This window comes from Nonomuraea diastatica, assembly GCF_004349015.1.
Classification (GTDB): Bacteria; Actinomycetota; Actinomycetes; order Streptosporangiales; family Streptosporangiaceae; genus Nonomuraea; species Nonomuraea diastatica.
On sequence record NZ_SMKP01000005.1, the window covers coordinates 36,476 to 61,206 of the forward strand.

Annotated in this window: 20 protein-coding genes; 6 read left to right on the plus strand and 14 right to left on the minus strand. The window is 70.6% G+C overall.

Annotated elements, in window-relative coordinates:
• Positions 1 to 16 precede the first annotated feature (16 nt).
• Both E1294_RS02630 and E1294_RS02635 read right to left on the minus strand, forming a co-directional pair.
• The gene (locus E1294_RS02630) at positions 17 to 526 is read right to left on the minus strand and encodes a hypothetical protein (RefSeq protein WP_132504058.1); all 510 of its coding nucleotides are present in this window, start codon (positions 524 to 526) and stop codon (positions 17 to 19) included.
• Positions 523 to 1,719, minus strand: coding sequence for a hypothetical protein (locus tag E1294_RS02635; protein WP_132504060.1), 1,197 nt, complete (start codon positions 1,717 to 1,719; stop codon positions 523 to 525). The genes E1294_RS02630 and E1294_RS02635 overlap by 4 nt, the downstream gene beginning before the upstream one ends.
• A gap of 224 nt (positions 1,720 to 1,943) precedes the next feature.
• Here E1294_RS02635 and E1294_RS02640 point away from each other — a divergent pair, with 224 nt between their 5' ends.
• The gene (locus E1294_RS02640; protein ID WP_132504062.1) at positions 1,944 to 2,945 is read left to right on the plus strand and encodes a LacI family DNA-binding transcriptional regulator; all 1,002 of its coding nucleotides are present in this window, start codon (positions 1,944 to 1,946) and stop codon (positions 2,943 to 2,945) included.
• Between the two features lie 37 nt (positions 2,946 to 2,982).
• Here E1294_RS02640 and E1294_RS02645 read toward each other — a convergent pair whose 3' ends face one another.
• From E1294_RS02645 to E1294_RS02655, 3 genes are read right to left on the minus strand one after another with little or no spacing between them, the layout of a single operon-like run.
• Positions 2,983 to 3,813 (minus strand): carbohydrate ABC transporter permease, encoded by an 831-nt coding sequence (locus E1294_RS02645; RefSeq protein ID WP_132504064.1) that lies wholly within the window; start codon positions 3,811 to 3,813, stop codon positions 2,983 to 2,985.
• Positions 3,810 to 4,739, minus strand: coding sequence for a carbohydrate ABC transporter permease (locus tag E1294_RS02650; protein WP_132504066.1), 930 nt, complete (start codon positions 4,737 to 4,739; stop codon positions 3,810 to 3,812). The genes E1294_RS02645 and E1294_RS02650 overlap by 4 nt, the downstream gene beginning before the upstream one ends.
• Positions 4,736 to 6,049: an extracellular solute-binding protein gene (locus E1294_RS02655; RefSeq protein ID WP_132504068.1), complete on the minus strand. Its 1,314-nt coding sequence runs from the start codon at positions 6,047 to 6,049 to the stop codon at positions 4,736 to 4,738. Before E1294_RS02655 ends, E1294_RS02650 begins: the two co-directional genes overlap by 4 nt.
• A gap of 146 nt (positions 6,050 to 6,195) precedes the next feature.
• On the opposite strand from E1294_RS02655, the gene E1294_RS02660 reads away from it, so the two are divergent.
• A complete protein-coding gene (locus E1294_RS02660) occupies positions 6,196 to 7,992 on the plus strand; it encodes a glycoside hydrolase family 2 protein (protein ID WP_132504070.1) in 1,797 nt (598 codons plus the stop codon).
• A 46-nt stretch (positions 7,993 to 8,038) separates the two neighbouring features.
• On the opposite strand, the gene E1294_RS02665 is transcribed toward E1294_RS02660, so the two are convergent.
• From E1294_RS02665 to E1294_RS02685, 5 genes are all read right to left on the minus strand, one after another.
• Positions 8,039 to 8,725 carry an IclR family transcriptional regulator gene (locus E1294_RS02665; RefSeq protein ID WP_132504072.1) on the minus strand — a complete coding sequence of 229 codons (687 nt, stop codon included), beginning with the start codon at positions 8,723 to 8,725 and terminating at the stop codon, positions 8,039 to 8,041.
• Positions 8,722 to 9,987 carry a cytochrome P450 gene (locus E1294_RS02670; RefSeq protein WP_246082768.1) on the minus strand — a complete coding sequence of 422 codons (1,266 nt, stop codon included), beginning with the start codon at positions 9,985 to 9,987 and terminating at the stop codon, positions 8,722 to 8,724. The genes E1294_RS02665 and E1294_RS02670 overlap by 4 nt, the downstream gene beginning before the upstream one ends.
• 22 nt (positions 9,988 to 10,009) lie before the next feature.
• Positions 10,010 to 10,774, minus strand: a complete 765-nt coding sequence (locus E1294_RS02675) for an alpha/beta fold hydrolase (RefSeq protein WP_132504074.1) — start codon at positions 10,772 to 10,774, stop codon at positions 10,010 to 10,012.
• Between the two features lie 10 nt (positions 10,775 to 10,784).
• Positions 10,785 to 11,273, minus strand: a complete 489-nt coding sequence (locus E1294_RS02680) for an ATP-binding protein (protein WP_132504076.1) — start codon at positions 11,271 to 11,273, stop codon at positions 10,785 to 10,787.
• Positions 11,274 to 11,685: 412 nt separating this feature from the next.
• Positions 11,686 to 12,102, minus strand: coding sequence for a CPBP family glutamic-type intramembrane protease (locus tag E1294_RS02685; RefSeq protein ID WP_246082769.1), 417 nt, complete (start codon positions 12,100 to 12,102; stop codon positions 11,686 to 11,688).
• A gap of 291 nt (positions 12,103 to 12,393) precedes the next feature.
• Between E1294_RS02685 and E1294_RS02690 the strand changes: the two genes are divergently transcribed.
• On the plus strand, positions 12,394 to 12,813 hold the full coding sequence (locus E1294_RS02690) for a DoxX family protein (RefSeq protein WP_132504080.1): 420 nt from the start codon (positions 12,394 to 12,396) through the stop codon (positions 12,811 to 12,813).
• A 170-nt stretch (positions 12,814 to 12,983) separates the two neighbouring features.
• On the opposite strand, the gene sigJ is transcribed toward E1294_RS02690, so the two are convergent.
• The 4 genes from sigJ to E1294_RS02710 all read right to left on the minus strand — a co-directional run bounded on the left by sigJ (position 12,984) and on the right by E1294_RS02710 (position 17,767).
• A complete protein-coding gene (gene sigJ, locus E1294_RS02695; RefSeq protein WP_132504082.1) occupies positions 12,984 to 13,919 on the minus strand; it encodes an RNA polymerase sigma factor SigJ in 936 nt (311 codons plus the stop codon).
• A gap of 336 nt (positions 13,920 to 14,255) precedes the next feature.
• On the minus strand, positions 14,256 to 14,924 hold the full coding sequence (locus E1294_RS02700; RefSeq protein WP_132504084.1) for a lytic polysaccharide monooxygenase auxiliary activity family 9 protein: 669 nt from the start codon (positions 14,922 to 14,924) through the stop codon (positions 14,256 to 14,258).
• A gap of 404 nt (positions 14,925 to 15,328) precedes the next feature.
• Entirely contained in the window at positions 15,329 to 16,234 is a 906-nt protein-coding gene (locus E1294_RS02705; protein ID WP_132504086.1) for an SDR family NAD(P)-dependent oxidoreductase, read from the minus strand.
• Between the two features lie 150 nt (positions 16,235 to 16,384).
• Complete coding sequence (locus E1294_RS02710; RefSeq protein WP_165977044.1) at positions 16,385 to 17,767, minus strand: XRE family transcriptional regulator; 1,383 nt, start codon at positions 17,765 to 17,767, stop codon at positions 16,385 to 16,387.
• Between the two features lie 129 nt (positions 17,768 to 17,896).
• Here E1294_RS02710 and E1294_RS02715 point away from each other — a divergent pair, with 129 nt between their 5' ends.
• The 3 genes from E1294_RS02715 to E1294_RS02725 are packed head-to-tail and all read left to right on the plus strand — an operon-like array spanning position 17,897 to position 24,656.
• On the plus strand, positions 17,897 to 21,445 hold the full coding sequence (locus E1294_RS02715) for an NACHT and WD repeat domain-containing protein (protein WP_342775003.1): 3,549 nt from the start codon (positions 17,897 to 17,899) through the stop codon (positions 21,443 to 21,445).
• Positions 21,446 to 21,498: 53 nt separating this feature from the next.
• Entirely contained in the window at positions 21,499 to 22,152 is a 654-nt protein-coding gene (locus tag E1294_RS02720; RefSeq protein WP_132504092.1) for a hypothetical protein, read from the plus strand.
• Positions 22,122 to 24,656, plus strand: coding sequence for an NACHT domain-containing protein (locus E1294_RS02725; RefSeq protein WP_132504094.1), 2,535 nt, complete (start codon positions 22,122 to 22,124; stop codon positions 24,654 to 24,656). Before E1294_RS02720 ends, E1294_RS02725 begins: the two co-directional genes overlap by 31 nt.
• The last annotated feature ends 75 nt before the right edge of the window (positions 24,657 to 24,731 follow it).

The following is a 24,731-nucleotide window of genomic DNA, read 5'->3' on the forward strand; positions in this document are numbered from 1 at the left end:
GGGGGGTATGCCGGGCTCACCCTACATGATCTAGTTTTCCCAGCCCAGACCGCACACGTGCGTGGATGTCACCGTACGTTGCCCGATGGCGTGCGGGCGCTCTCGCCCATGACCACCGGCGGGCCGTCGGTGAGCTTTTCCGCGGGCAGGTCACCGGCTCCACGCAGCTCGTTCCCGCCGGCAGCGGCGGCGGCCGGTCGGGGAACAGGTCGGTGACCGGCTCGTGCGAGCTCGGCGCGCGCATCTCGATGGTCATCTCGACGTCGCCCGACACTTGCCCGAGCCCTTGGGCGATGGCGAAGTAGGACACGCCTTCCACGACCTTGTAGGCGTGCGCGGCGAATGACCACGCGTCCCAGGCGCCTTCCGCCGGCGGGTCGGGGTCGCCGGACTTGCGCGGCGGCAGGCACACCGTGGCGTAGACCGTCCAGCCGCCGTCACGCAGTTTCCGCATGCCCTTCGCGGCCCACCTCCGCGCCTCGTCGGCCGGGGCCGCGGCCGGTCCGTCGGCCAGGACCACGGTCACCGTGCCGCGGGTGGCGGGCAGGTCGTCCGACTTCTGGAACGCGACCCTGCGGGCCGGCTCCTTGACGGCCTCGCTGACGAACGGCCGTAGCCCAGAGCCGAGACGTTGCCGTTGCGGAAGTCGTCCTCGCTGACGCGGGTCATCTCCCCGCTCGGGTTGTAGAAGACCAGGTTGTCGCCCTCGTGCCCGACGAGCAGCACGTAGTGGGCAGGGTAGGAGTCGCCGATGAGGACCGGCACGGTGTGGCCGGCGTCCACCGCGCCGACGGCGTCGTCGAGCGCCGCGTTGACGGAGCCGGCGTCGGTGTCGTCGACGATCCGCCATTCGTAGCGCGTGCCGAAGGAGTCGGCGTGCTCGTTCATCTCGTCGTTCAGTCCCCAGGGGGAGGTGCCCAGGCTCTGCGGCCACAGGGTGTTGGTGGAGTCGTGGATGCGGTTCTGCTCGTCGGTGAACCTCTCCCGGAGCTCGGCGGCCGACAGCGGGTTGCCCTTCTCGTCCGTGGTCAGTCCCAGCGCGTACAGCGGGTCGTTCATGGCGCGGGCCACCATGATCGAGGTGGAGCCGCAGGTCGTCTGGTTCTGCTGCTCCAGCTCGACGCCGTTGACGAGCACCGTTCCGCTGCTCCCCGGGTCGACCAGGCTGAGGTGCTCGCGTAACCAGCTCTCGCTCTTGCCGCGGATGGCCGAGGCGAAGGTGGAGATGTCATCGACCGAGTGGCCGGCCGCGAGCGCCTTCATCAGGTAGGCGCGTTCCGCCTCGGAGCCGGCGTCGTCGAGGAGGCGCTGCATGCGGGCACGGTCCTCGTCCGACAGGGCCTCCATCTTCTCGGCGGCCCTGGCCAGCTGCGCCGTGGTCAGGATGCCGTTCTCCTCCTGCGCGGTGCCGTCGATGCCCGCGGCCGCCAGCAGCACCGCGTCGAAGGCGTCGATGTGCGGCGACCGGACGGCGCCCGCGCGTGCCTTGCCCTGCACGTCGCGTAACCCGCGCTTCAGCGTCTCCCCAGCGGTCCGCAGGTCTTCGAAGACCTTGATGGCGCCGTTGATGGCCCCGATGGCCCGGCCGATCTCGTCGACGATGCCGCCGTCGAACGGCCACACGGTGTTCCACATGTTGCGCACGATGTCCTGGGCGCTGTTGAGCTCGCCCACCGCGTCGAGCAGGTCCTGCCGGTGCCGGCTGAGCCGCCGTTTCAACCTGCGGACTGATGGGAGAAAAGCGCACGGACGAGGCATAGGTGACAAAGAGTGAGACAGTTTACCGTTCACTCCTTGCCTGCACCACGGCATGGCGTTTCACGAGTGAGATTCAGCGGCGGCGTGCGGCCCGCTCGTACGGCGAAAACCCGATGAGATCGCAAGGTCGCGAACAGTACGATGAAAGCCCTCTCTGATACGGACCCCGGGTAAGGCGTTGCGTGATGGCTGTGAGCATGCACGACGTGGCTCGCGCCGCCGGTGTGTCCCAGCGCACGGTCTCCAACGTCGTCAACAACTACGAACACGTCCGCCCGGAGACCCGCCAGCGCGTGCTCGACGCCATGGCGATGCTCGGCTACGTCCCCAACGCGGCCGCGCGCAGCCTCCGCTCCGCCCGCACGGGGCTCATCGCGCTCGTCGTCCCCGACTTCAGGGCGCGCATCTTCGCCGACCTCGCCGACCCGGTCGTGCGCGAGGCCGGGGCGCTCGGCTACACGGTGCTGATCGAGCTGACGGAATCCGACCGGGAACACGAGCTGCAGGTCCTGACGGGCGGCCGCAACCAGCTGACCGACGGCGCGATCATGATGGCCATGACGCTGCGGCCCGACGACGGGCAGCGCCGCCGCGCGGACTACCCGATCGTGCTGATGGGCGACCAGGTGCTGGAGGGCCAGGTTTGCCACGTCGGCATCCCCAACCGTGAGGCGTCCCTGGCGGTGGCCCGCCACCTGGTCGACACGGGCAGGCGGCGGCTGATGTTGCTCGGCTACGACCCCGACGGAGGGCTGACGGCACGCATGCGCGCGCGGGGCTTTCTCGAAGGCGTGGCGCAGGCGGGGCTGTCGGCCGACGAAACCCTGCTGGTCAGGGCCGACTGGACCCGCGAGGGCGGCCGGCAGGCGATCGAGCGGCATCTCGGCTCCGGGCTCCCGATGCCGGACGCCATCTTCGCGATGAACGACTCCATCGCCCTCGGGGCGCTCCGGGCGCTGCAGGCCAGGGGCGTCCGGGTGCCGAAGGAGGTCGCGCTGGTGGGCTTCGACGACGTGGAGGAGGCAGGCTACTCGACGCCGTCGCTGACCTCCGTCTCTCCCGACGTCGAGTCGATGGCCGCCAACGCCGTCGCGATGCTCCACGAGCAGATCACCGGAAAGCCCAGTGGGCGCAAGCCGCACATCATGGTCGACTTCCATCTGAAGGTGCGCGAGTCGAGTCAGTAGGGACGACCGCGACGCCTGCGTCCCGTGGTGAGGCCGGTCACTGACCGCCGAGCCCGGTGGTGGCGATGCCCTTGATGATCTGCCGCTGGAAGAACAGGAACACGACGATCAGGGGCAGCGCGGCCAGCACGGACTTGGCCATGTTCTCGGCGAAGACGACGCCGAAGCCGGTGGAGACGGTCTCCAGGCCGACGGGCAGGGTCATGAGATCGGGGTCGTTGGTCACGATGTACGGCCACAGGAAGTTGTTCCACGCGCCGACGAACGTGAAGATCGCCACCGCCGCGATGATCGGCCGCGACAGCGGCAGCACGATCTGCAGGAAGATGCGGAACGACCCCGCTCCGTCCACCCGCGCGGCGTCCTCCAGCTCGCGGGGGATGTTGTCGAAGAACCGCTTGAGGATGAACACCATCACCGGCGCGACCACCTGGGGAAGGATGATTCCCCAGTACGTGTCCACCATGTTGAAGGCGAGCATCTCGTCGAAGAGCGGCACGATGAAGATCGTCCCGGGGACCATGATCGAGGCGACGGTGAGGCCCAGGAGCACCTTGCGCCCGGTGAAGTCCAGCCGCGAGAACGCGTAGCCCGCCAGCGCGGAGATCACCAGCGTGATGATCGTGACGCCGGTCGCCACGATCAGGCTGTTGATCATCCAGGTGGGGATGCTGCCCATCTGGAAGAGGTTCGCGTAGGTGTCCCAGGTGTAGCCGCCCTCGGGGAGGATCGTCACGGGGCTGGCGCCGGCGTCCACCTCGGTCTTGAACGAGGTGTTGATCGCCCACAGGAACGGCGCCAGCATCAGGAGGCTGAACAGGGCCAGCACCACGAAGGCCACGACGCGCCCGGGATTGATGCTTCTCATGACTGGTCGGACCTCCGGGCGAACCGCAGCTGCAGCAGCGACAGGATCAGGATGATGGCGAAGAAGATGTACGAGATCGCCGAGGCGTAGCCGAGCCGGTAGTTCGTGAAACCGGTGTCGTAGACGTACATCAGGATCGAGCGGGTGGAGTCGTCAGGGCCGCCGGCCGTCATCTGGAAGATCTGGTCGAACACCTTGAGCGAGGCCAGCACCTGCAGCACGAGGATGAGCATGGTGATGTTCCGCAGCAGCGGCATCGTGATCGAGAACAACTGCCGCCACTTGCCCGCCCCATCGATCGAGGCGGCCTCGTAGACCGTGCCGGGGATGTTCTGCAACGCGGCCAGATAGAGCAGGAAGTTGAACCCGAGTGTCCACCACGTGGTGGCGACCGCGATGGCTGCCATGGCGAAGCCCGGGTCCTGCAACCAGCTCTCGCCCTCGATCCCGAAGACGCCGAGCACGGAGTTGATCAACCCGAGCTCGGGGTTGTAGAGCCACTCCCAGAAGAGGCTGACCACGGTCGAGGCGAGCAGGTACGGCACGAAGAACGCCATGCGCCAGACCCACTGCCCCGGCAGCCCCATGTTGACCAGCAGTGCCGCCGCGAGGGCCAGCACGACCAGCGGGATCGTGGTCATCACGGTGAACAGCACCGTGTTGCCGAACGTCGTCCACACCATCGGGTCCGTGAGGGCCTCGGCGTAGTTGGCGAACCCGACCAGTTCGGGCTCGGCCCCGGCCGCGAGGTCGCGGTCGGTGAAGCTCATCCAGATCCCGTAGATCAGGGGCCAGAGCAGGAAGAGCACGAAGGTCACGAAGAACGGCAGCACGTAGAGGAGCCCGCTCCGGCTCCTGAGGGACTTCGACCGCGTCGTGGCCGCCTGGGTCGTGGCGCCCTTCTTCGCGAGAGTGGCCGACGTCATCGCTGCACCGCCTTGGACATGAGGACGTTGACGCGTTCGGCGAAGGTGGCGACGGCGTCCTTGACCGAGGTCTGGCCGGTGAGCGCGTTCTGGATGCTGTTGCGGAACTGGTCCATGAAGCTCGAGGCCGAGCCGGTGAAGGAGGACGGCGGGTCGTAGTGGAGGTACGTCGCCGTGACCGCGTAGTCGTTGTTCGGCCGCAGCGCCTTGAACTCCGGTGTGGTGACGACGGGCTGGTAGGCGGGCGTGTGCCCGGCCTGACCCCAGGGCAACGAGTTCTTGAGGATGTTCGCGACGGCCTCGTAGGCCAGCTCCCGCCGCTGTTCGTCGGGGTCGTCCTGATGGGGCAGGACGAACGTGTGCGAATCTCCCCAGGTCGAGTCGACGTCCATGCCGAACATGTTCGGGATCGGCATGGCGCCGAGGGGCATCTTCGCGTCCTGGTACTGCGGGAGCTCCCAGACGCCGGAGAAGGCCAGGCCGGTGTCGCCGCCGATGAACCACGAGCTCGCCGTGGCGTAGTCGGCGCTGTTGGAGGCGACCTCGCCGTCGACCAGGCTGCGCATCGTCTCGACCGACTCGCCGAACGCCTCGGCGTCGTAGCCGAACGTGTCACCCGTCAGGTCGAAGGTGGTGCCGTGCTGGGTGTAGAAGGTCCAGAACAGGCGCCACAGCTGGGCGCCGTCGCCGAGGAAGCCGTACGAGATGCCGTACTTGTGGCCGGTGAGCTTCTTGAACTCCCGGCCGAGGTTCTTCAGGTCGTCCAGGCTCTTGATCTCGGGCAGTTTCCCGCCGGATTCGAGCAGCCCGCCCTTGTCGGCCAGTTCGGTGTTGAAGAACGCCACGAACGTGTGCGAGTCGAGGGCCAGGGCGTAGACCTTGCCGTTGACGATCGAGCTCTTCCACGCCGGGGCCGTGAACGTCGACTCGCTGATGCCGTAGGGGGCGAGCCGGGCGAGGTCCCAGGGGTCGAGCAGGCCGCCGGGGGCGTACCCGGTCAGGCGCGACATGTGCACGATGCCGAGGTCGGGTGCACGGCCGCCGGCCGCCGACATCGCGAGCTTGGTGTAGTAGGGGGCGCCCCACGCCAGCACGACCTGCTTGATCTCGGCGTTGGGCATGTCGGCGTCGGCCTTGGTCACGATCGCGTTCATCCGCTCGCCGTCACCGCCGGTCATGAGGTGCCAGAAGACGATCTCTCGCGTGCTTCGCGCGGCGGGTCCCGTACCGCAGCCGGCGAGCAGGGCGGAGAGTCCCGCGGCCTGCAGCACCCTTCGCCGGGAGAGGCGGGGATCGGGCCACTTGCTCATAAGGTGCTTCCTCGCAGAGGGTCCGGCCAGCCCTCACACCGGGGGTTAGCCGGATGTTGACTCCGGTTGGAGGGAGTGTGGCACACTCTGCTACGTAGCAAAAGGTCTTGACTTGCCCGTATTTGCCAATTCCGGAAGGTTGACAGATGCCGAGTTCCGCCGTGCCCCGACCGGAATATCCCCGCCCGCAGATGGTCCGGCAGGATTGGCTCAACCTCAATGGATGGTGGCAGTTCGAGGTCGACGCCGGAGACTCCGGCCTGGAGCGCGGCCTGCGCGAACGTGAGCTCTCCGGGACGATCACCGTCCCCTTCGCGCCGGAGTCGGGGTTGTCCGGCCTCGGGCACACCGACTTCATGGAGGCGGTGTGGTACCGCCGCACCGTGACGGTCCCGGCCGCGTGGGCGGGCCGCCGGACGCTGCTCCACTTCGGCGCCGTCGATCACGACGCCACCGTGTGGGTGAACGGCGTCGAGGTGGCCCGCCACCGCGGCGGCTTCTCCCCGTTCACGGCCGACCTGTCGGGCGTGGCGCGTCCCGGTGAGGACGCCACGATCGTGGTACGCGCCCGCGACCCCCGCCGCGGACCCCAGGCGCGGGGCAAGCAGTCGACCCGGTACGCGAACTACGAGTGCCTCTACACCCGCACGACGGGGATCTGGCAGACCGTGTGGCTGGAGCCCGTCCCCGACGTGCACCTGCGCCGCCCGCGCATCACCCCTGACGTCGCGACCTCCTCCTTCGCCGTGGTCACCCCGCTGTCCGGCAACCGCCCCGGCAGCTCGATCCGCGTGACCGTCGCCGACAAGGACGGTGCCGTCGCCACCGCGACCGCCCGCGCCGACGCCGACCTCGCCCCCTCCGTGCGCCTGGAGATACCGGAGGAGCGGGTGCGCCTGTGGGAGCCGGGCGACGGCCACCTCTACGACGTCAAAGTGGAGCTGCTCGACGCCGGCGGCGCCGTCACGGACTCCGTGGATGCCTACGCCGGGCTGCGCTCCATCGCGATCGACGGCAAGCGCGTCCTCATCAACGGCCGTCCCGTGTTCCAGCGGCTCGTCCTCGACCAGGGTTACTACCCCGACGGCCTGATGACCGCGCCCAGCGACGCCGCGCTGCTGCGGGACATCGAGCTGGCGCTGGCCGCGGGCTTCAACGGGGCACGCCTGCACCAGAAGGTGTTCGAGGAACGTTTCCTGTACCACGCCGACCGGCTGGGCTACCTGGTGTGGGGGGAGTTCGGCGACTGGGGCGCCCACGACGGGAGCGAGCAGCTGCCGGCCGCGTCCTTCATCACGCAGTGGCTGGAGGTCCTGGAACGGGACGTCTCACACCCGTCGATCATCGGCTGGTGCCCGCTCAACGAGACCCGGCAGCCGATCCACGACCACGTCTCCCAGCTCGACGACGTCACCCACGGCATGTACCTGGCCACGAAGCTCGCCGACCCCACCCGCCCGGTCATCGATGCGTCCGGCTACAGCCACCGGGTGCCGGAGACCGACATCTACGACTCGCACAACTACGAGCAGGAGCCCACCGCCTTCGCCGGGCTGATGTCCGGCCTGAAGAGGGACGAGCCGTTCGTCAACGACGCCGACGGCCGGCCCATCTCCGTGGCGTACCGGGGGCAGCCGTACTTCGTCAGCGAGTACGGCGGGATCTGGTGGAACCCAGAGCTGGCCGGGACCGATCAGAGGGCGGACCGGCAGACGTCCTGGGGATACGGGCAGCGGGTGCGGACCGAGGACGAGTTCCACGCGCGGTTCGCCGGGCTGACCGAGGTGCTGCTGGAGGATCCGGACATGTTCGGATACTGCTACACGCAGCTGACCGACGTGTTCCAGGAGGAGAACGGCATCTACCGGTTCGACCGGACGAGCAAGCTGGAGGTGGAGCGGGTGCGCGAGGTCCAGACCCGGACCGCCGCCTCAGAACGCTGACCTCAACACCGGCTCACCACGCGCGCGGGCCCGCCCCACACGGAAGCTAGAGGAACCGGGCGATCTCCGTCGCGGTGCGGAGCACGATGGGGGCGATCTCGTTCGCGTCCCGCTCTCCGATGGTCACCATGCCGACACTCGCGTGGGCCGGACGTCCTGCGATGGAGATCGGGGCGGCGACACCCCAGGCCCCCGGCTGCAGCTCGCCTTCGGTGACCGAGTAGCCGGCGGCGCGGGCCTGCGCTATCTCGGGGCGTTCGCCAGGGCGGGGCGGACGGCCCGCCAGGATCGCGATCCCCGAGGCGCCGCGGTTCGCGGGGTGCCGGGTGCCCGCGCGATAGGTGACGTGGATCTGCGAGGCGCGCGGCTCGGCCACGGTGAGCACGACCGCCTGGTTCTCGTCGATGTCGAGCACCGTGATGAACGCGGTGGCGTTGCAGGTGTCGGCCAGCCTTTGCAACGCCGCGGAGGCCGCGCTGCGCAGCCGGTGCTGCACGGCGGCGTTGAGCTCCACGATGCCGAGGCCCAGGGTGAAGCGGTTGCCGACCCGGGCGGCCAGCCGGTGGTTGCCGAGCGCGACGAGGTGGCGGGAGACCGCGTTGCGGTGGATCGCGGCCAGCCGCGCGAGTTCGCTGATCGTCAACCCGTCCGGATGGTCCTTCAGGATTTCCAGCAGCCGCAGGCCGGTGTCGATCGTCTTCGATCCCGCCGCGCCGGGCTGGTCGGCGCTCATGCGGCGCCCAGGCGAGGTGCGGGGGTGTAGCGCAGCGGCAGGTGCTTGATGCCGCCGATGAAGTTCGACACCAGCCGCTCGGGAGGTCCGCCGAGCCGCACGTCCGGCAGCCGCCAGAGCAGCTCCCGGTAGAAGGTGCGCAGCTGCAGCCGGGCGAACCGGGCGCCGAGGCACACGTGCGGCCCGTCCCCGAACGAGACGTGGTCGTTGGGCCGGCGCGCGATGTCGAAACGCATCGGGTCGGAAAACCGCCGCTCGTCGAAGTTGGCCGCGCCGTGGAAGACGACGACCTTGTCCCCTGCGGTGATGGGCCGCTCGTCCAGCACCAGGTCGCGTACGGCGGTGCGGCGGAAGCTGAGCACCGGCGGATGCCAGCGCAACATCTCCTCGACGGCCGTATCGAGCAGCTCCGGGTCGCCGAGCAGCCGGCGATGCTGGTCGGGATGGCCGAGCAACGCGGCCAGCCCGCCGGGCAGGGCCGAACGCACGGTGTCGTTGCCCGCGATGACCAGGAGGAAGAAGAACATCGACAGCTCGGGGTCGGTGAGACGCTGCCCGTCCACCTCTGCCGTGGCCAGCGCGGTCATGAGGTCGTCCGCCGGCTCCCGGCGCTTGCGGGCGGCGAGCGCGTGGGCGTACGCGAACATGTCCTTGAGCATCGCCGGGGAACGCGGGTTGACCGGTTCGCCGTCCGGGCCGCGGGCGACGGTCGCATGGTCGGGATCTTGATAGCCGATCACGCGGTTGGTCCACTCCAGGATCTGGCCGCGATCGGCGAGCGGGATGCCGAGGAGGTCCGCGAGGTTGTGGATCGGGTAGTCGTCGGTCACGTCCACCGGCAGGTCACACTCGCCCCGCTCCGCGATCTCGTCGACGAGCAGCCGGGCCCGCGTCGCGATCCCGGCGGTGAAACGTCCGATGCGCCTGGGGGTGAACACGCCGGAGACGATCCGCCGGAGCCGCCCGTGATCCGGCGGATCGAGATTGAGCATCATCCGCCGGATGAACGACAGGTCGGCGGGGTCGGGGTCGCGGATCTGGGTGGCGCCGAGCCAGGAACTGAACTCGGTGGGCGTCCGCAGGACGCGCACGACGTCCGCGTGGCGGGTCACCGCCCAGAACCCGGGCCCGGCCGGCCAGTCGCCGACCTCGTGCTCCTCCTGCCAGTGCACGGGGTCGTGGTCACGTAGCAGGCGGTACGTCTCGTGCGGGATGCCCTGTGCGTAGATACGCGGGTCGAACACGTTGACCGTCGTACTCACGGGCAACCCTCCAAGGGATCGGTCAGGCGGCCAGGAAACGTTCGATGGCCGACACCAGGGCCAGCGGCGTCTCGTCCATCGCGTAATGGCCGGCGTCGGCGAAGGTCAGCAGCTCGGCGTCGGTGTACCACTGCAGGAAGGTGCCCCGCATGACGTCGGCGGAGAGCGCGGGATCGTGCTCGCCGGCGATGACGAGCACCGGCGTGGCGGAACCGGTCACCTCGGTGTGGAAGTCGGTCTTGGCCCAGGCGTCGAGGTACGTGCGGTAGGCCGTCACCGTGGAGTTGCCCAGCGAGCCGGCCACCATCTCGTCGAGCCACGCGCCGGGAAGCCGGTTGCCGGTGGTGAGATCGATGATGGCGCGGCGGTTGGCGGGCTCCTCGGCGGACCCGGAGAACAGCGCCCAGCTCTGGTCGTCGAACGGCACGCCGGAGGCCGGCACCGGGGAGATGCCGACGAGCCTGCGCACCCGCCCGGGCGCGTCCAGCATCACGCGCTGCATCGCCGTCCCGCCCATCGAGTGACCGACCAGGGAGAACGTCTCCCAGCCCAGCTTGTCGGCGAGCGCGATCACGTCGCCGGAGATCTCGGAGAGGGAGTACTCGCCGGTGAGGTCGCGCGCTTCGCCGTACCCCCGGTAGTCGGGGAAGGCGTAGCTGAAGGCGTCGCCGTCCAGGTAGGGCTGGACCTTCCTGAAGGAGCTGCGGTCGCCGAACCAGCCGTGCAACACGATCACGTGGTGCGGCCCGGAGCCGGTGACGTCGTGGGGGAGGACGACGGGGGCCATGGTGTTCTCCTTAGCGTTCGTGGCAACCGGATGGGTCGGTGGGCGGCATCGTGCTCGCGGGCCGGGCGCCGCCGTGGCACTGCAGGCTGAACCAGACGTACTTGCCGTTCTCGTGCTGGACCGCACCCCACTGGTCGGCCTGCGCCTCCACCAGGAACAACCCGCGCCCGCTCTCGGCGAGGAAGTCGGGAGCCCGGCGTGTGGGGAGGGTGGGGTCGTGGTCGCAGACCGCCAGCCAGATCGTGGCGGCTCCGGCCCGTACGTTGATCCTGATCGCGGAGGATCCGCACGGCGGCGGGGCGGCGTGCTGGACCGCGTTCGTGACCAGCTCGCTGGTCAGCTCGGCGATCGTCGCCTCGTTCGCGGGGGAGAGCGGCAGCTCCCAGGAGGTGAGCATCCCCGACACCCAGCGGCGGGCGATGGATGAGGCGATCGGCGAGCAGGGCAGGTCGCACCAGCGGGAGAGCAGCCGGCTCGTGGCATCGGTGAGGACATTCACGGCGCGCTCGCTCTCGCCGGCAGTAAATGGCAGGTCAGTGTGCCACCGATGCGGACTCCCGATCCCACGCCGCCCTCCATGGGGCGCGTGGGGGCGCGTCCGGCCTCGGGTTTCTGGCGATCAATCGCGAACACGGCGTGGGCTTCTCCCGGATGCCCAAATAATGGGCGCGGTGGTCAAAAATCGGGCGTGCAGCGAAGAAAGCATCGGCCGGAACAAGGCCGTTGTCAATGCGGTTGACAGAAAAAGTGGATCATCCGTCACGGCGGCTGAGAAGGCGCTGCCGTGATGTCCCGTTTGCGCCGGAATGACACCTGTCTTTCGCCGATACCGACCGGCTTAAGCCGGGGCTGACACGCGTCGGGCGTGGGACCGGCTGCCGGTCCCACGCCCGCTTCTGCGCCGTGGCAGTTCACCGCCGATGGGTGATCTCCTGTGAGGGCTCCTGTACGGGCTCCTCGGCCGGGCGGTAGCCGAGCCGGCCTCGGGTCGCGACGATCACCAGGAACGCCGCCGTGGTGCCCGCGAGGAGAGTGACCCGGCCCGCGTGCTCGGCGGTGGCGATCGACGGGAACATGTCCGAGTAGACGATCGACATGAAGTTGTTGACGCTGACGTGCAGCAGCATGACCAGCGGCAGGCTCTGACCGGTCCGGTTGAACACCCAGGTGACGATCACGCTGAAGACGCAGGCGAAGGCGACGAACTCGCCGACCCTCAACCAGGTGACGTCCGGCCATCCACCCCACTCGCTCAGGAACAGCGGCAGGTGCCAGAGGCCCCACAGCGGACCGAGGACGACGGTGGCGCCGAGCGGGCCCCGCGTCACCCCGGGTGCGGCGCCCGCCGGGCGGGGCGTCGCCCCGCGACGGCCCTGGAGAGTCTCGTGACGGCCGGACCGCCTTCGTGCGCGGATGAAAGTTTCATGGACCGGAATAATCGCCATGGAAGTGTCCGGCCATTTTGGCGCGTATATCCCGCGTTGGGTGGCGGGCCCACCGGTTGACCCGGCATTGACATGTGTCGACTTTTTTGTAGAACCAGTTTGGGAGCGCTCCCACGATTCTTTCCCCGAGCCCGGCACCACACCCGTACCTTCCCCCCTTGAAAGGACACCGCGGTGGATTCACAGATCAAGAATCAGGGGCTCTTCCTGGCTCTGTGCCGGATCGTGATAGGGCTGCTGTTCGCCTGCCACGGCGCGGCGACGCTCTTCGACGTGCTGGGCGGTCCGCACGGCGCGGTGCCCGGCATCGGACAGTGGCCCGACTGGTGGGCCGCGGTCATCCAGCTGATCGGCGGCGTCCTCGTCATGCTCGGCCTGGGCGCGCGTGCCGCCGCCGTCATCTGCTCAGGCAGCATGGCCTACGCCTACTTCTTCGTCCACCAGCCTCAAGCGCTCCTCCCGATCCAGAACGGAGGGGAGAAGGCCGCGCTCTTCTGCTGGGGTTTCCTGCTCGTCGCCGTCCTCGGCCCCGGACGCTGGGCGCTGTCCACGCTGCTCGCGCCGTCGCGCCCTCTCGCACACGAAAGGAGATGACGACGGCTGCGCCGGCCCTCGAACCCGCGATACCTATTCCCGCCTCTCATTCCCGGCGCGGGCGATTTCCTGACCGTCGAAATTCCTGGCCTATCCGAAAACCCGTCCGCGCCGGCATGGCCGGCGGAATGATATTTCCGCTTCAGATATTCAATCGCCCTGGCGTACGGTCAGTTTTCCGTCCAAGACCGGAGTTTTTCTGGATTGAGCACGGCCCAGATGCGCTTGATCCGGTCGCTTGCGACGTCGAACGCCATCACCACGACGGTGGCGCCGTCCTGCTGGGCCACCAGTCCGGGCCGGCCGTTGACCGTGCGCTCCAGGATGCTCACGTCGGGCGCCATGCGGGCGATCTCGACGAAGCGCCGCGCGAGGCGCTCGCGGCCTTCGATCGGGCGGAGCACGGCGTTGACGACTCCGCCGCCGTCGGCGGTGCCCGTGACGTCGGGGTCGAGGAGGTTGACGAGGGCGTCGATGTCCTTGGCCTCCCACGCCTGCTTGAAGTCCCTGACGATGCCGGCCTGCCGGGCCGCGGGGGCCGAGGGCGGTTGCGCGGTGCGGATGCGGCGGCGGGCCGAGGTGGCCAGCTGGCGGCAGGCCGCCGGGGTGCGCCCGACGATCTCGGCCACCTCGGCGAAGGAGTAGCGGAAGACGTCGTGCAGGATGAACGTCACCCGCTGGGCGGGAGTCATGGATTCGAGCACGACGAGGAAGGCCATGTTGACCGACTCGTCGAGGGTGACATGCTGGGCCGGGTCGGTCCCGGTGGCGCCCGGCCGGGCGGCGCTCCACTCCGTGTGTTCGGGCAGCGGCTCAGGAATCCATTCGCCCACATAGCGCTCGCGCCGGGCCCGTGCCGACCTGAGCAGGTCGAGGCAGATGCGGCTGGCCACCCTTGTCAGCCAGGCGCCGGGAGAGTCGATGGCGTCCTGCTGCTGGCGGGACATGGCGTACCAGCGGGTGTACGTCTCCTGCACGACGTCTTCCGCGTCGGCCAGGGAGCCGAGGAGCCGGTAGGCGAGATTGATCAGGTGACGCCGCTCGCTCATGATCGCGTTCAGGCCCGGATCGGGCCGGGCGTGTGCCGGCTCGGGTGGGGTGGTCATAATGCCGCAGGCTCCCTCGGTCGCATCTGAACTTACCCGTACGACGAGACACGGCACCGAACTGTGAGGTCGAGGCGTCGCCTCGCGTTTCGCGGGCATGCGACACCACCTGCGGGGCGACCGTGCCACCGCGGTGTCTTCGCAGCGTCCCTGCGGTGTCTTCGCGGTGTGCCCGCGGTGTGCCCGCGGTGTGCCCGCGGTGTCCCTGCGGTGTGCTGCGGTGTCCCCGCTGTCCCTGCCGTCCGCGCCGTGATCCCCGCCGGGCCGCCCGGCGGGGATCACGTGCGGGGTCAGCATCGGGCCGTCGGCTCGCCGGGCTCTCAGCTGTCAGGGTCCTCAGGAGAAGTTGACGTCGCTGCAGATGTAGTACGCCTGGTCCATGTGCGAGGCCTGCCAGATGGTGAAGACGACGTGGCGACCGCTGCGGCCCGGCGCGCTGGCGTCGAAGGTGATGTCCTGGCTCGGGGCGTAGCGGCCGGTCTCGCGTACCAGCTCCAGGCTGCTCCAGGTGAGCGGCTGGGTGGCGGGGTTGAAGCCTTGGCGGGTGACGTAGACGCGGAAGTAGTCGGCCCCGTGGCTGGCCTGGTCGTACAGGTGGAGCCGGAAGTTGGTGCCGATGTTGGTGGTCTTCCACGCGCCCACGGCGTCGAGGGAGCGGTAGCGGCCGCCCTCGGCGTGGCCGCCGCTGCAGAGCTGGCCGTCGGGGACGGCTGCCTGGTGGTTGCCGCCGACGTTGTTGCGGTAGAGGCCGTTCCAGTTCCACATGGCGTTCGGGTTGTCCTGCCATGCCTGCCAGCACATGGGGTCTTCCTGCTGCATGGCGGGGTTCAGGTGGTCGTTGCCCCAGCGTTGCCAGCAGCCGTAGTTGCGTGAGGCGGGGTCGACGATCGACCCGTGGGCCGAGGCCGACTCGGCCCACGGCAGCAGGCAGAGCAGGGCCGCGGCCACGATGGTGAGGACGCGAAGCGCCCGGCGGGTGGGTACGGCGGGCTCGTGAGGTTGCATCGTGCGTTCTCCGTCTGTCCGGCGAAGTGGGTCCGGGATGATGGGAGCGCTCCCAACCGTCACCGTCCTGTTCATGTCGATGTGGAGGCGGCGGTTGACTGCTACCTTCACGGGCGGCCTTGCCGGCTGTCAACAACGGCGGGCTCCCGTGGGCCGCGCACGGACTCCTTCGCAGGTGTTGTGAGCAGCCCGAACGCCCCGGCCAGGCCATCACCCGGCTCATGAAATTTCATGAAACTTGCCGACGAGCTGCCTCGTCGTCCTCGGTGAACGCCCCTTTCGCGGCGCTTGCGGATCGTCGGGAGGACGGCGACGACGAGCGCCGCCCAAGCCGGGGCCGGCAGCACCGCGGCGCCTCCTGGCCTGCCGTCGTGGAGGCGGCGGGCGTGAGGTGGTGATCCGCGTCAGTCCGGCAGGCCGACGAGCCTGGCGCTGTCTTTCCACAGCGCCTGTGCGAGCTCGTCGCCGCGTGCCAGCTCCGACGGTTCCGGCCAGGTGAGCCGCGCTCGCCGGAGGGCGGCGTACGTGTGCCCGTCCGGGGGCGCCGCGCGTCCTAGAGCCAGGTCGGCCAAGGTGTTTCCAGCGGCGTCGCGGCTGTTGAAACTGCGGTTGAGCCGGCTCATCGGCCGGCTCAGCGTCCGCGTGCCGAGCAGCGACCAGGCCGTGCGCAAGGGGAAGGGCATGCCCTTGGCCAGTCCTGTCCCGAACACCTGCCCCGGATCGTAGGCGACCACCCTGAGGCGTCTGGCCTGGGAATCGGGGTGATGGGACAATGCTCGGGCCGTGAGGACGGCGCACAGCTTGGACGCGGTGTAGGCGTGCTCTCCCGCCTTGCGCGGCCGGGTGTCACGGCCGGGATCGCGATCGGGGTGCGCCAGCAGGTTCGCGTCGGCGTGGCGCGGCGTCGCCAGCCCGGCGCGGGTGGCGGGATCGTGTGTGCCGCTGGTGGTGAGTACGACGATCGCCCCGTCCGCCAGGGTGGGCAGGAGCAGGCGTAACAGCAGGTAGTGGGCAAGGTGATTGACGGCGAAAGTCTTCTCGAAGCCGTCGACGGTTCGGCCATCGACATCGGGAAGGATCACGCCTGCGTTGAGCAGCAACGCGTTGACGGACGTGTCGCCCAGCCGTTCGCGGACCGATGTCGCGAACGCTCGCACCAAGTCGAGCCCGGTCAGGTCGAGAGGAACGGACTCGCCTGCGGAGGTCGGCCGGCGCGCGCCCCGGATCAGCCGGGTTTCACCTGACATCAGCCGCTCAGCGGCGATGGCCCCGAATCCCGCAGTGCCGCCGGTCATCACCATGGTTGACATGCTGACCCCTCGGAGGTCGCGGGACGGATACGGCTTTGAGCCTAACTCCGCGACGACCGCGGTGCCCGGCGGATGGTGCGCACTTCACCGCCCGGCTCGCCGGACGCGGGGCCGGACTCCCGCGGGTGAAGGCGACCCGCGCCGGGGCTGTCACTCGACGCCGAAGTGGACCCCTGCCATCTCGTGGAGCGATGCGACCTCGCACTCCGCCGGCCCGCTGAGACCGGCCGACAACCACAACGCCGAGGCGTGGCCGTGGACCAGGTCGTGGAGCCGATATCGGCCGGGGCCCGGCTCCTGCAGGAGATGGGCGTCCAGCAGGTGGTCCAGCAGCCGTCTCGCCTGCACCGCGGTCATGTCCAGCAGAGCGGCGGCCGCGTCGAGGCCGAACTCCGGGCGGACGACCGAGCCCAGCAGCCGGTACGCCTGTTGTTGCTCGGCGGGCAGCCGTTCGTAGGACCGGTCCAGGGCGGCGGCGACGCTGTGCCGCCCGGCCGCCAGCTCGCCCAGCCGGTCGCCGGCCAGCGAGTCGAGCAGATGACGCACGTCCCAGGCGGGGTGCGCCCGGAGCCGGGCGGCGGCGATGCGGATGGCGAGGGGCAGCAGCCCGCAGCGCCGCACGACCTCGACCAGGACGCCCACCGGGGCGCCCGCGTCCCCCTCCCGCCCGGCCAGGCGGGTGAACAGGGCGACCGCCTCCGTCACCGGCAGGACGTCCAGCGACAGGTTTCGGGCATCGCCCGGACAGGTCAGGCGGCGACGGCTGGTGATGATGACCCGGCAGCCCGGGGCGGCGGGCAGCAGCGGATGGAGCTGGTGTTCGTCGGCGGCGTCGTCCAGGACGATCAGGATCTTCCGCCTGGCCAGCACACTGCGGTACAGCGCGGCGCGGTCGTCGAGATGCCAGGGGATGTGCTCGCAGGGAACGCCGAGCGTGCGCAGCACGCGGGTGAGGGCCGCGCCCGGCTCGACCGGTGCCGTCGCCCCGGAATGGGCGTGCAGGTCCACGAAGAGCTGACCGTCGGGAAACAGCGGTGCGAGCCGGTGGGCGGCGCGCACGGCCAGCGTCGTCTTGCCCGTGCCGGCCATGCCGTTGACGCAGACGACGCTGCGGCGGTCCGCCACGATCGCCAGCTCGCGTTCCCGCACGGCCGGCACGGCGACATCGGCGGGCAACTGCCGGGGAACCGTCCACGGCCGCGAATCGGTCACCGCCGGATCGTCGCGTCCAGCGGGAGCGGGGCGGCCGCGAGCGGCGGCGTTCAACATCGCCAGCTCCGCGCCGTCCAGCTCCAGCGCCTTGGCCAGCAGCAGAACAGAGGTGGCGCGCGGCCGCAGGAGCGCCCTGTTCTCCAGCCGGCGTACGGTCCTGACGTTGAGACCGGCCCGTTCGGCGAGTTGCTCCTGCGTCAGCAGCGCCCGCCGGCGCCACATGCGCAGCAGCGCCCCCAGCGACATTCCGGCACCGGGATCCACGACTGCGACACCCCCGTCTTCTTCGTCGCCCTGGCAGGTGCGGACGAACAGGACCATCGAAACCGTGTCCCGGCTGTTCAGGCCACTGGTCGGACGACATTGCACGGAATTGGACGGGTGGAATGGGCCGGCTGCCGGTCGCAATGTGATTGATGGGGATGCGGGCGATTGGCCAGAATGAGCGCCATGGGCGAGCGAGCTGGGGGCGGCCATTCCCACGATGTGTGCCCTTACCAAGGTCTTGTGCCGTTCGAGGGAGGCAAAGCCGAGCTGTTCTTCGGGCGTGCGCGGGCGACCCACAACCTCCTGGACCGCCTCGGACGGCGATCGGCGCGGCATGGTTCCATCCTCCTGGTCTCGGGCGCCTCGGGTGTGGGCAAGTCGTCGCTGCTGCGCGCGGGGTTGATGCCGGCGCTGGCGGAGGGAATGTTGCCGCTCCCCGGATCACAGGACTGGCCACGCCTGCTCATGACGCCGACAGCGAAGCCGTTTCGCGCGCTCGCCGAAGCATGGGCGCAGGCGTTCGGCGGGCTCGTCGACGCGGCGGCCGCACGATTACGGGACGATCCGGGGGAGGCGGCCTCGCGGACCGGCCGTTTCGTCCTCGTGGTGGACCAGTTCGAGGAGCTGTTCACCCTGGTGACCGACGAGCACGAGCGCCAGGCGTTCGTGCGCGCTCTGCACGCCATGGCCGAGGGCCGGAACGGCGCCGCGGTGATCGTCGGCGTGCGCGCCGACTACTGGGATCGTTGCGCCGCCTACCCGCAGTTCGCCGAGGCCATTCAGGACGGCCAGGTCATCGTCGAGCCGATGACGGAGCCGGACCTCAGGCTGGCCATCACCGGCCCCGCGGCCGCGGTGGGCCTGGAGCTCGAACCCGGTCTGGTGGAGATCATCCTCGGCGAGCTGCGTGCCGGCCGGGCCGCCGGCGATCGTTACGAGGCCGGGGCCCTGCCCCTGCTCTCGCAGGCGCTGCGCAACACCTGGGAGAGGCGCGAGAACGACACCCTGACCGTCCGGGGTTACGAGGACTCCGGCCGGGTCCGCGACTCCGTGCGGCGTACGGCCGACGAGGCCCTCGCAGGGCTGCCGCCGGAGGATCGCAAGGCCGCGCTCAGGTTCTTCCGGCGGATGACGGTGATCACCGCGGGAGGTCAGGTGGCGCGGCGCAGGGCGACGCTGGCCGAGCTGCGCGCCGCCGTGTCCGCGGGCTCGGAGGAGGGCCGGGAGCGGGCCGCGGCGCTGCTGTCCGCCTTCGCCGACCGGCGCCTGCTCACCCTGCACGAGGACACCGCCGAGCTCGCCCATGACGCGCTCCTGACAGCCTGGCCGACCCTGCGGCAGTGGCTCGAACCCGACCTCGCCGCGCAGGCGGTGTACGACCTGCTCCTGGACGCCGCCGCGCAGTGGGCCGACAACCACCGAGACCCCGCCTTCCTCTATCGGGGCCCCCGGCTGCTGGCCGTCCAGGACAGCCGGCCCAACTGGGACCGCGACCCCGACAGTTTCCCCCCGCCCGGCCCCGTCGCGGAGAGCTTCATCGCGGCGTCCGCGCGGGAGGCACGGCGGGCGAGCCGCCGCCGTCGTCTCGTCATGTCCGGCCTGGGGGTGCTGTCGGTGCTGGCCCTCCTCGCGGCCGGCGTCGCCGTCAACGCGGCGAACGAGGCCGACCACCAGCGCAAGGTGGCGATCTCCCGCCAGCTCTCCGCGCAGAGCGAGGTCACCGGCGACACCGCGCTGTCCTCGATGCTGGCCGTGGCGGCGTGGCGCATAGCGCCCACCGACGAGGCCGGCAACCGCGTGTTGTCCGCGGCGACCCGCACCGGCCGTGGAACGCTCACCGGGCACACGCGAGGCGTCATGGCGCTGGCGTTCAGCCCCGACGGCTCGATCGTCGCGACAGGGAGCGACGACGGCACCGCGCGGCTCTGGGACACGGCGTCGCGGCGGCAGCTCGGCGCGCCGATCGCCCGGCCGAAGTTCGAGTGCTCAGACGTCCTGCTGGCCTTCAGCCCCGACGGCCGTACGCTGGCCACGTCATGTCTCGGCACCGTCCGGTTCTACGACGTGGCCACCCGCCGTGAGCTGGGCGCTCCGCTGAAGCACGAGGGGGTCGTGACGGCGCTCGCGTACAACCCGGCCGGGAAGACCTTCGCGACCGGCGACAGCAGAGGCGTGATCCAGCAGTGGGACGCGGTCACGCGCCGTCCGCACGGGGCTCCCATGGGCCGAGCCGAGGACGGTCCTGACCGATCGAGCAAGATCTTCGGGTTGACGTTCAGCCGGGACGGCGGGACGCTGGCCGGCGCCGGCCACGACAGAACCGCCCGGCTCTGGGACACCGCCACGTCCCGCCCGCTCGGCGCCCCGTTCACCGGGCACGCCGACGCCGTCGTCGATGTCGCCATCAGCCCGGACGGCGCTACCCTCGCGACCGTGAGCTGGGACGACACCGCCCGGTTGTGGAACGTGGCCACAGGCAGGCAGACGGGGGTGATCAGGGATCGCAGTGCCGGGTTCAACGCGGTCGCCTTCAGCCCGGACGGCACCCGGCTCGCCACCGCCGGCGCCACCGGCCGTACCATTCTGTGGGACACCGCCGGCAGGGAGCAGATGCTCGTGCTCGCCGACAACGTCAGCGCGGTCGAGCGCGTGGCGTTCAGCCCCGACGGGAAGTTGCTCGCCGCGGCCGGCTACGACGGCGTGGTACGCCTCGCGGACCCGCAGGTCCACCTGCAGATCGGGACCTCCATGCCCGCGCTGGCGGCCGTCGCGCTGAGCCCCGACGGGCGGACCCTGGCCACCGGCGTGGCCGACGGGGAGGACCCCGCGATCCAGTTGTGGGACGCGGCCACGCAGCAGCCCGCCGGTCCGCCGCTGGTTCGCCGGGGGGCTCGCCGCTCCGTGGCCATGATCGCGTTCACTCCCGGCGGGCGGACGCTGCTGACGTCCGGCACAGACGGCCTGCGGCTCTGGGACGTCGCGGGCCGCCGCGAGATCGCCCACGACGCGACGCTCAATGGCGTGGCCACGCTCAGCCCCGACGGCAGGTTCGTCGCCGTCCAGCGGGGCCAGGCCATCGCGTTCTGGGACGTCGCGCGCCGCAGGGAGACCGGGCCGCGCATCCGCGTCCCCGGCCACACCGACGTCATCACGGGGATGGCGATCAGCCCGGACGGCACGACGCTGGCGAGCGCGGGCTTCGACAACCGGGTGCGGCTCTTCGACGTGGCCACCCGCCGCGAGATCCCCGGTGCACCGCCCGCGGCCGCCGGCGGGCTCGTCAACGACCTGGAGTTCAGCCCCGACGGCGGGACGCTGGCCTTCACGGCCGCCGACGACGCCGTCCGGCTGTGGGACGTGTCGCGACGCCGCCCGGCCGGCGTCGCCCTGATCAGCGAGGACGGCGCGGCCAACACGCTCGCCTTCAGCCCGGACGGCAGGGTCCTCGCCACCGGCTCCACGAGCGGCGGCGTGCTGCTGTGGGACCTGCGGGTCAACCGGCAGCTGGGCATCCCCATGGAAGGCCATGCCCGCGGCGTGAGCGCCGTCGCCTACAGTTCGGACGGGACGACCGTCGCCACCGTGGGCGGCGACGGGACCGCGCGGCTCTGGAACGTTCGCAGGCCCGCCGACCTGGTGGCCGCGGCCTGCGCCAACGCGGGCCGCTCCCTCACCCGCGAGGAATGGGAGAACCACGTGGGGAAGGAAGAGTACCGCCGGACATGCCCGTGAGCCCGGACATGAAGCAGGACTCAGGCCCCACCCCCATCACGGAAAGAGCGCGCATGTTTCTGCGAGGCTTTCGGCGGCGGACGGGCCGGCCGGTCCCGGAGCTGGTCGCGTTGTTCCGTTCGATCGTCGACGGCGGCCGCGACTTCCACCCGATCGCGTCCGACTTCCTGGAGCACTTCATGGACGGCGCGGGCGCGTCGAGGACGATGTCGCCGCGGTGGCTGCGCTCGTTCAAGGTGATCAAAAAGGCCGAGCGCAAGAACCAGCGCCGGTTCGAACGGCAGCTCGCCCGGCAGGCGAGGCTGCTGGGCGACGGGGAGTCGAGCTGGTTGCACGACTACTGGGACGCGCGGATCAACGCGTTCATCGGCACGGAGCTGTTCTACGTCAGCAGGATGAGCCTGCTGCGCTCGCAGGGATCGTTCGTCCTGACCAGGGACGGGCCGGAGGTGCGCGTGTCCGGGACGGTCCGCCACCGCTGGTTCGACCCCTATGACTGGGACCGCGGCCGATGGGTCTATATTCCCCGGCACGGGTTCGTGCCCATCGCTGTCGGCCGCGACCTGGTCGCGGCCGACGAGGCCCGCAACTTCCTGATGGAGTCGCGCCACGTCCAGACGCTGGAGGGCCGATGCGTGGACGGACGGTGGCCGCGGCGCGGCAGGGAGAGATTCGGGTGGTCGCTGGTGCGGACGGCGGACGGATGATCGCGGAGCGTCCCCGGCCGCCCGATCCCGCCGAGGCCGGCAGCACGGCGGAATTCGTGCGGTGGCTGGCCCTGCTCAGGCAGTGGGCGGGCGAGCCGTCCCTGAGCAGGCTGCGCTCCCTCGGCGGCCAGACGGAGAGCTCGGACGGAGCCACGGTCGACGCGTTGCCGAAGAGCACGACCTCGCATGTCCTGCGGCAGGCCGACCGGCTGCCGCGGTGGGATTTCGTACGGGCCTTCGTCACCGCCTGCTTCCACTACTGCGACTATCCGGCCGAGCTGATTCCCGACGAGCTCGAACGCTGGCGGGCGGCCAGGACGGCCCTGGCCGGATCGGCGGCTCGCACACCCCAGCCGCCGGCGGCCCCGGTGGACCTGGTGGACCCGGCGGACCCGATGGAGATCGTCGATGTCGCCAGGCCGGACTCCGCGGTCGAGCTGCTGGCACGGCGCGTGCTCCGGGAGGAGGACAGGGCGCGTAAGGGGCTGCTCGGCGGCTACACCATCGCGCCGCTCTCCTTCAGCTGGTACGGCGGCGCAGGCGAGGTGGAGCACGACCTGCCCTCGATCGGCTGGTTCTTCAGCGGCCTGCGCCCGCGGCGCCTGCTGGTCGTGGGCGAGTCGGGGGCGGGCAAGACGGTGCTCGCCGTCGAGTTGGTGTTGCAACTGCTGGAGCCGGTGCTGGCCGCCGGCGGACGGCTCGACCAAGGGCAACTGGTGCCGGTGCGCCTGAACGCGGCCCGATGGACCCTGGGCAGGCCGTTCGAACCCTGGGTGGCCGAGCAGCTGGAGCAGGACTTCGGGCTCGCGGCCAAGGACGCGCAGCGGCTGGTGCGGGATCGCCGGGTGCTGCCGGTGGTGGACGGGCTGGACGAGCTGGACCCCGAGCCGTCGGCCGGCCCGCCGCGCCGGGCGATCGGGCTGCTGGCCGAGCTCAACCGGTACAGCGACCTGTCCGGGCGGCGGCCGGGCACGGTCGTCGTGACCTGCCGCGCCGATCGTCACACCGAGCTTCGCGAGGCCGGGGCCGTGCTCGACAACGCCGCCAGGATCCATCTGCACAACCTCACCACCCAGCAGATCGGCACGTACGTGCGCGCCCGCTGGCCGGACGGACATCCCTGCGCCATGCACCGCGACGCCATCCACGCGGCGCTGTCCGGACCGGCGGGAAAGGCCGCGCACACCGCCGTCGCCACACCGTGGCGGTTGTTGCTGACCGTGACCGCCGTGGAGTCCGGCGCCGACCCGGCCGAACTGCTCCGCACGGATCCCGACCTCGACCCCGCCGAGGGGGCGGCGCGGATCGCCAGGAGGCTGCTGGAGGCGTACGTACCGGCGGCGACCGTCCTCACGCCCCGTGCCGCGCACGAAACCCCGTACCAGCCGGACCAGGTACGGTCGTGGCTCGTGCACCTGGCGGCCCACCTGCGCTGGCAGGCTGCCCGCGGCGCCGAGTCGGACCGGCCGCCGCCCGGCCTGACGGCGATCGACATCGTCCCCCACCTGTTGTGGCCGATCGGCGGCCGGCGCCTGGTCCGGGTGTTGCACTGCCTGGGCTGCGCGGTCTTCGCGGTCATCGCGATGCTGGCGTTCTGGACCGGTTCGGCGGTCGACGACCCCGGCGGCCCGGCGGAGTCGCTCACCTTGGCGCTCATGGCCGGCTGGGTGGCCATCGCCACCGGCCTGTCGTTGTCGCCATGGCCCGCCGCCGCCGGTGGGCGGGCCGAGGTCCCTCGCCGGCGGCGCGTGATCGGTGGCCTGCTGGGCGTCCTGGCGGGCGTCCCCGCCGGCGTGCTCGGCGGCCTGGCCGGGCTCGTGCTGACCGGGGGGAGGGTTTTCGGCCCCGTCTTCGCCGTCGCCGCGGGGGGCACAGGGGGACTGGTGCTGGGCGCGGTCATCGGGCTGACCGCGGCCGGCCGGCGGGGAGCCGAGCGCATGACCGTGTCCGAGGCGATCCGCGCCGAACCCCTTACCCTGCTGGGGTTCGGACTGTGCGGCGCGCTCACCGGGCTGCCGCCGCTGCGGCTGGCCCACGCCGGCCCGCTGCCGCTGGCCGTGGGGGTCGCCGGGGCCTTCGTCCTCGCCTTCGCGCTCGGGATCGCCTTCAAGATCGCTATCGGGGGGTGGAGCAGGGACGCGGAGCTGGCCCACCCGCGGGAGGCCCTCCACCGCAACCCGTTGATCGGGCTGGCTTTCGGCCTCACCGGCGGTGTCGCCGCCCTCCTGGTGTTCGTCATGAACCAGGACGTCGTCGAGTCGCTGGTGTGCGCGCTCATCGGCGGCGTGACCTTCGGCCTGGCCTTCGGCGCGATCGCCTGGGCCCGCACCATGATCGGCCTGGTCGTCGCGGCCACGCGCGGCCTGCTGCCGCTGCGATTGTGGACCTTCCTCGACTGGGCCTGCGAGGCTCGGCTGCTGCGCGTCAGCGGTGCCACGTATCAGTTCAGGCACCGCGAGTTCCAGGAGTTCCTGACTCCCCCCGACAACGCCGGCGGCGGGTGAGCCTGTCCCATGAGCCCTCAGTCCCATGCCTCCAGATTCGTCAATCCGAGAGCCTGCGGCCAGGGCATATGACCG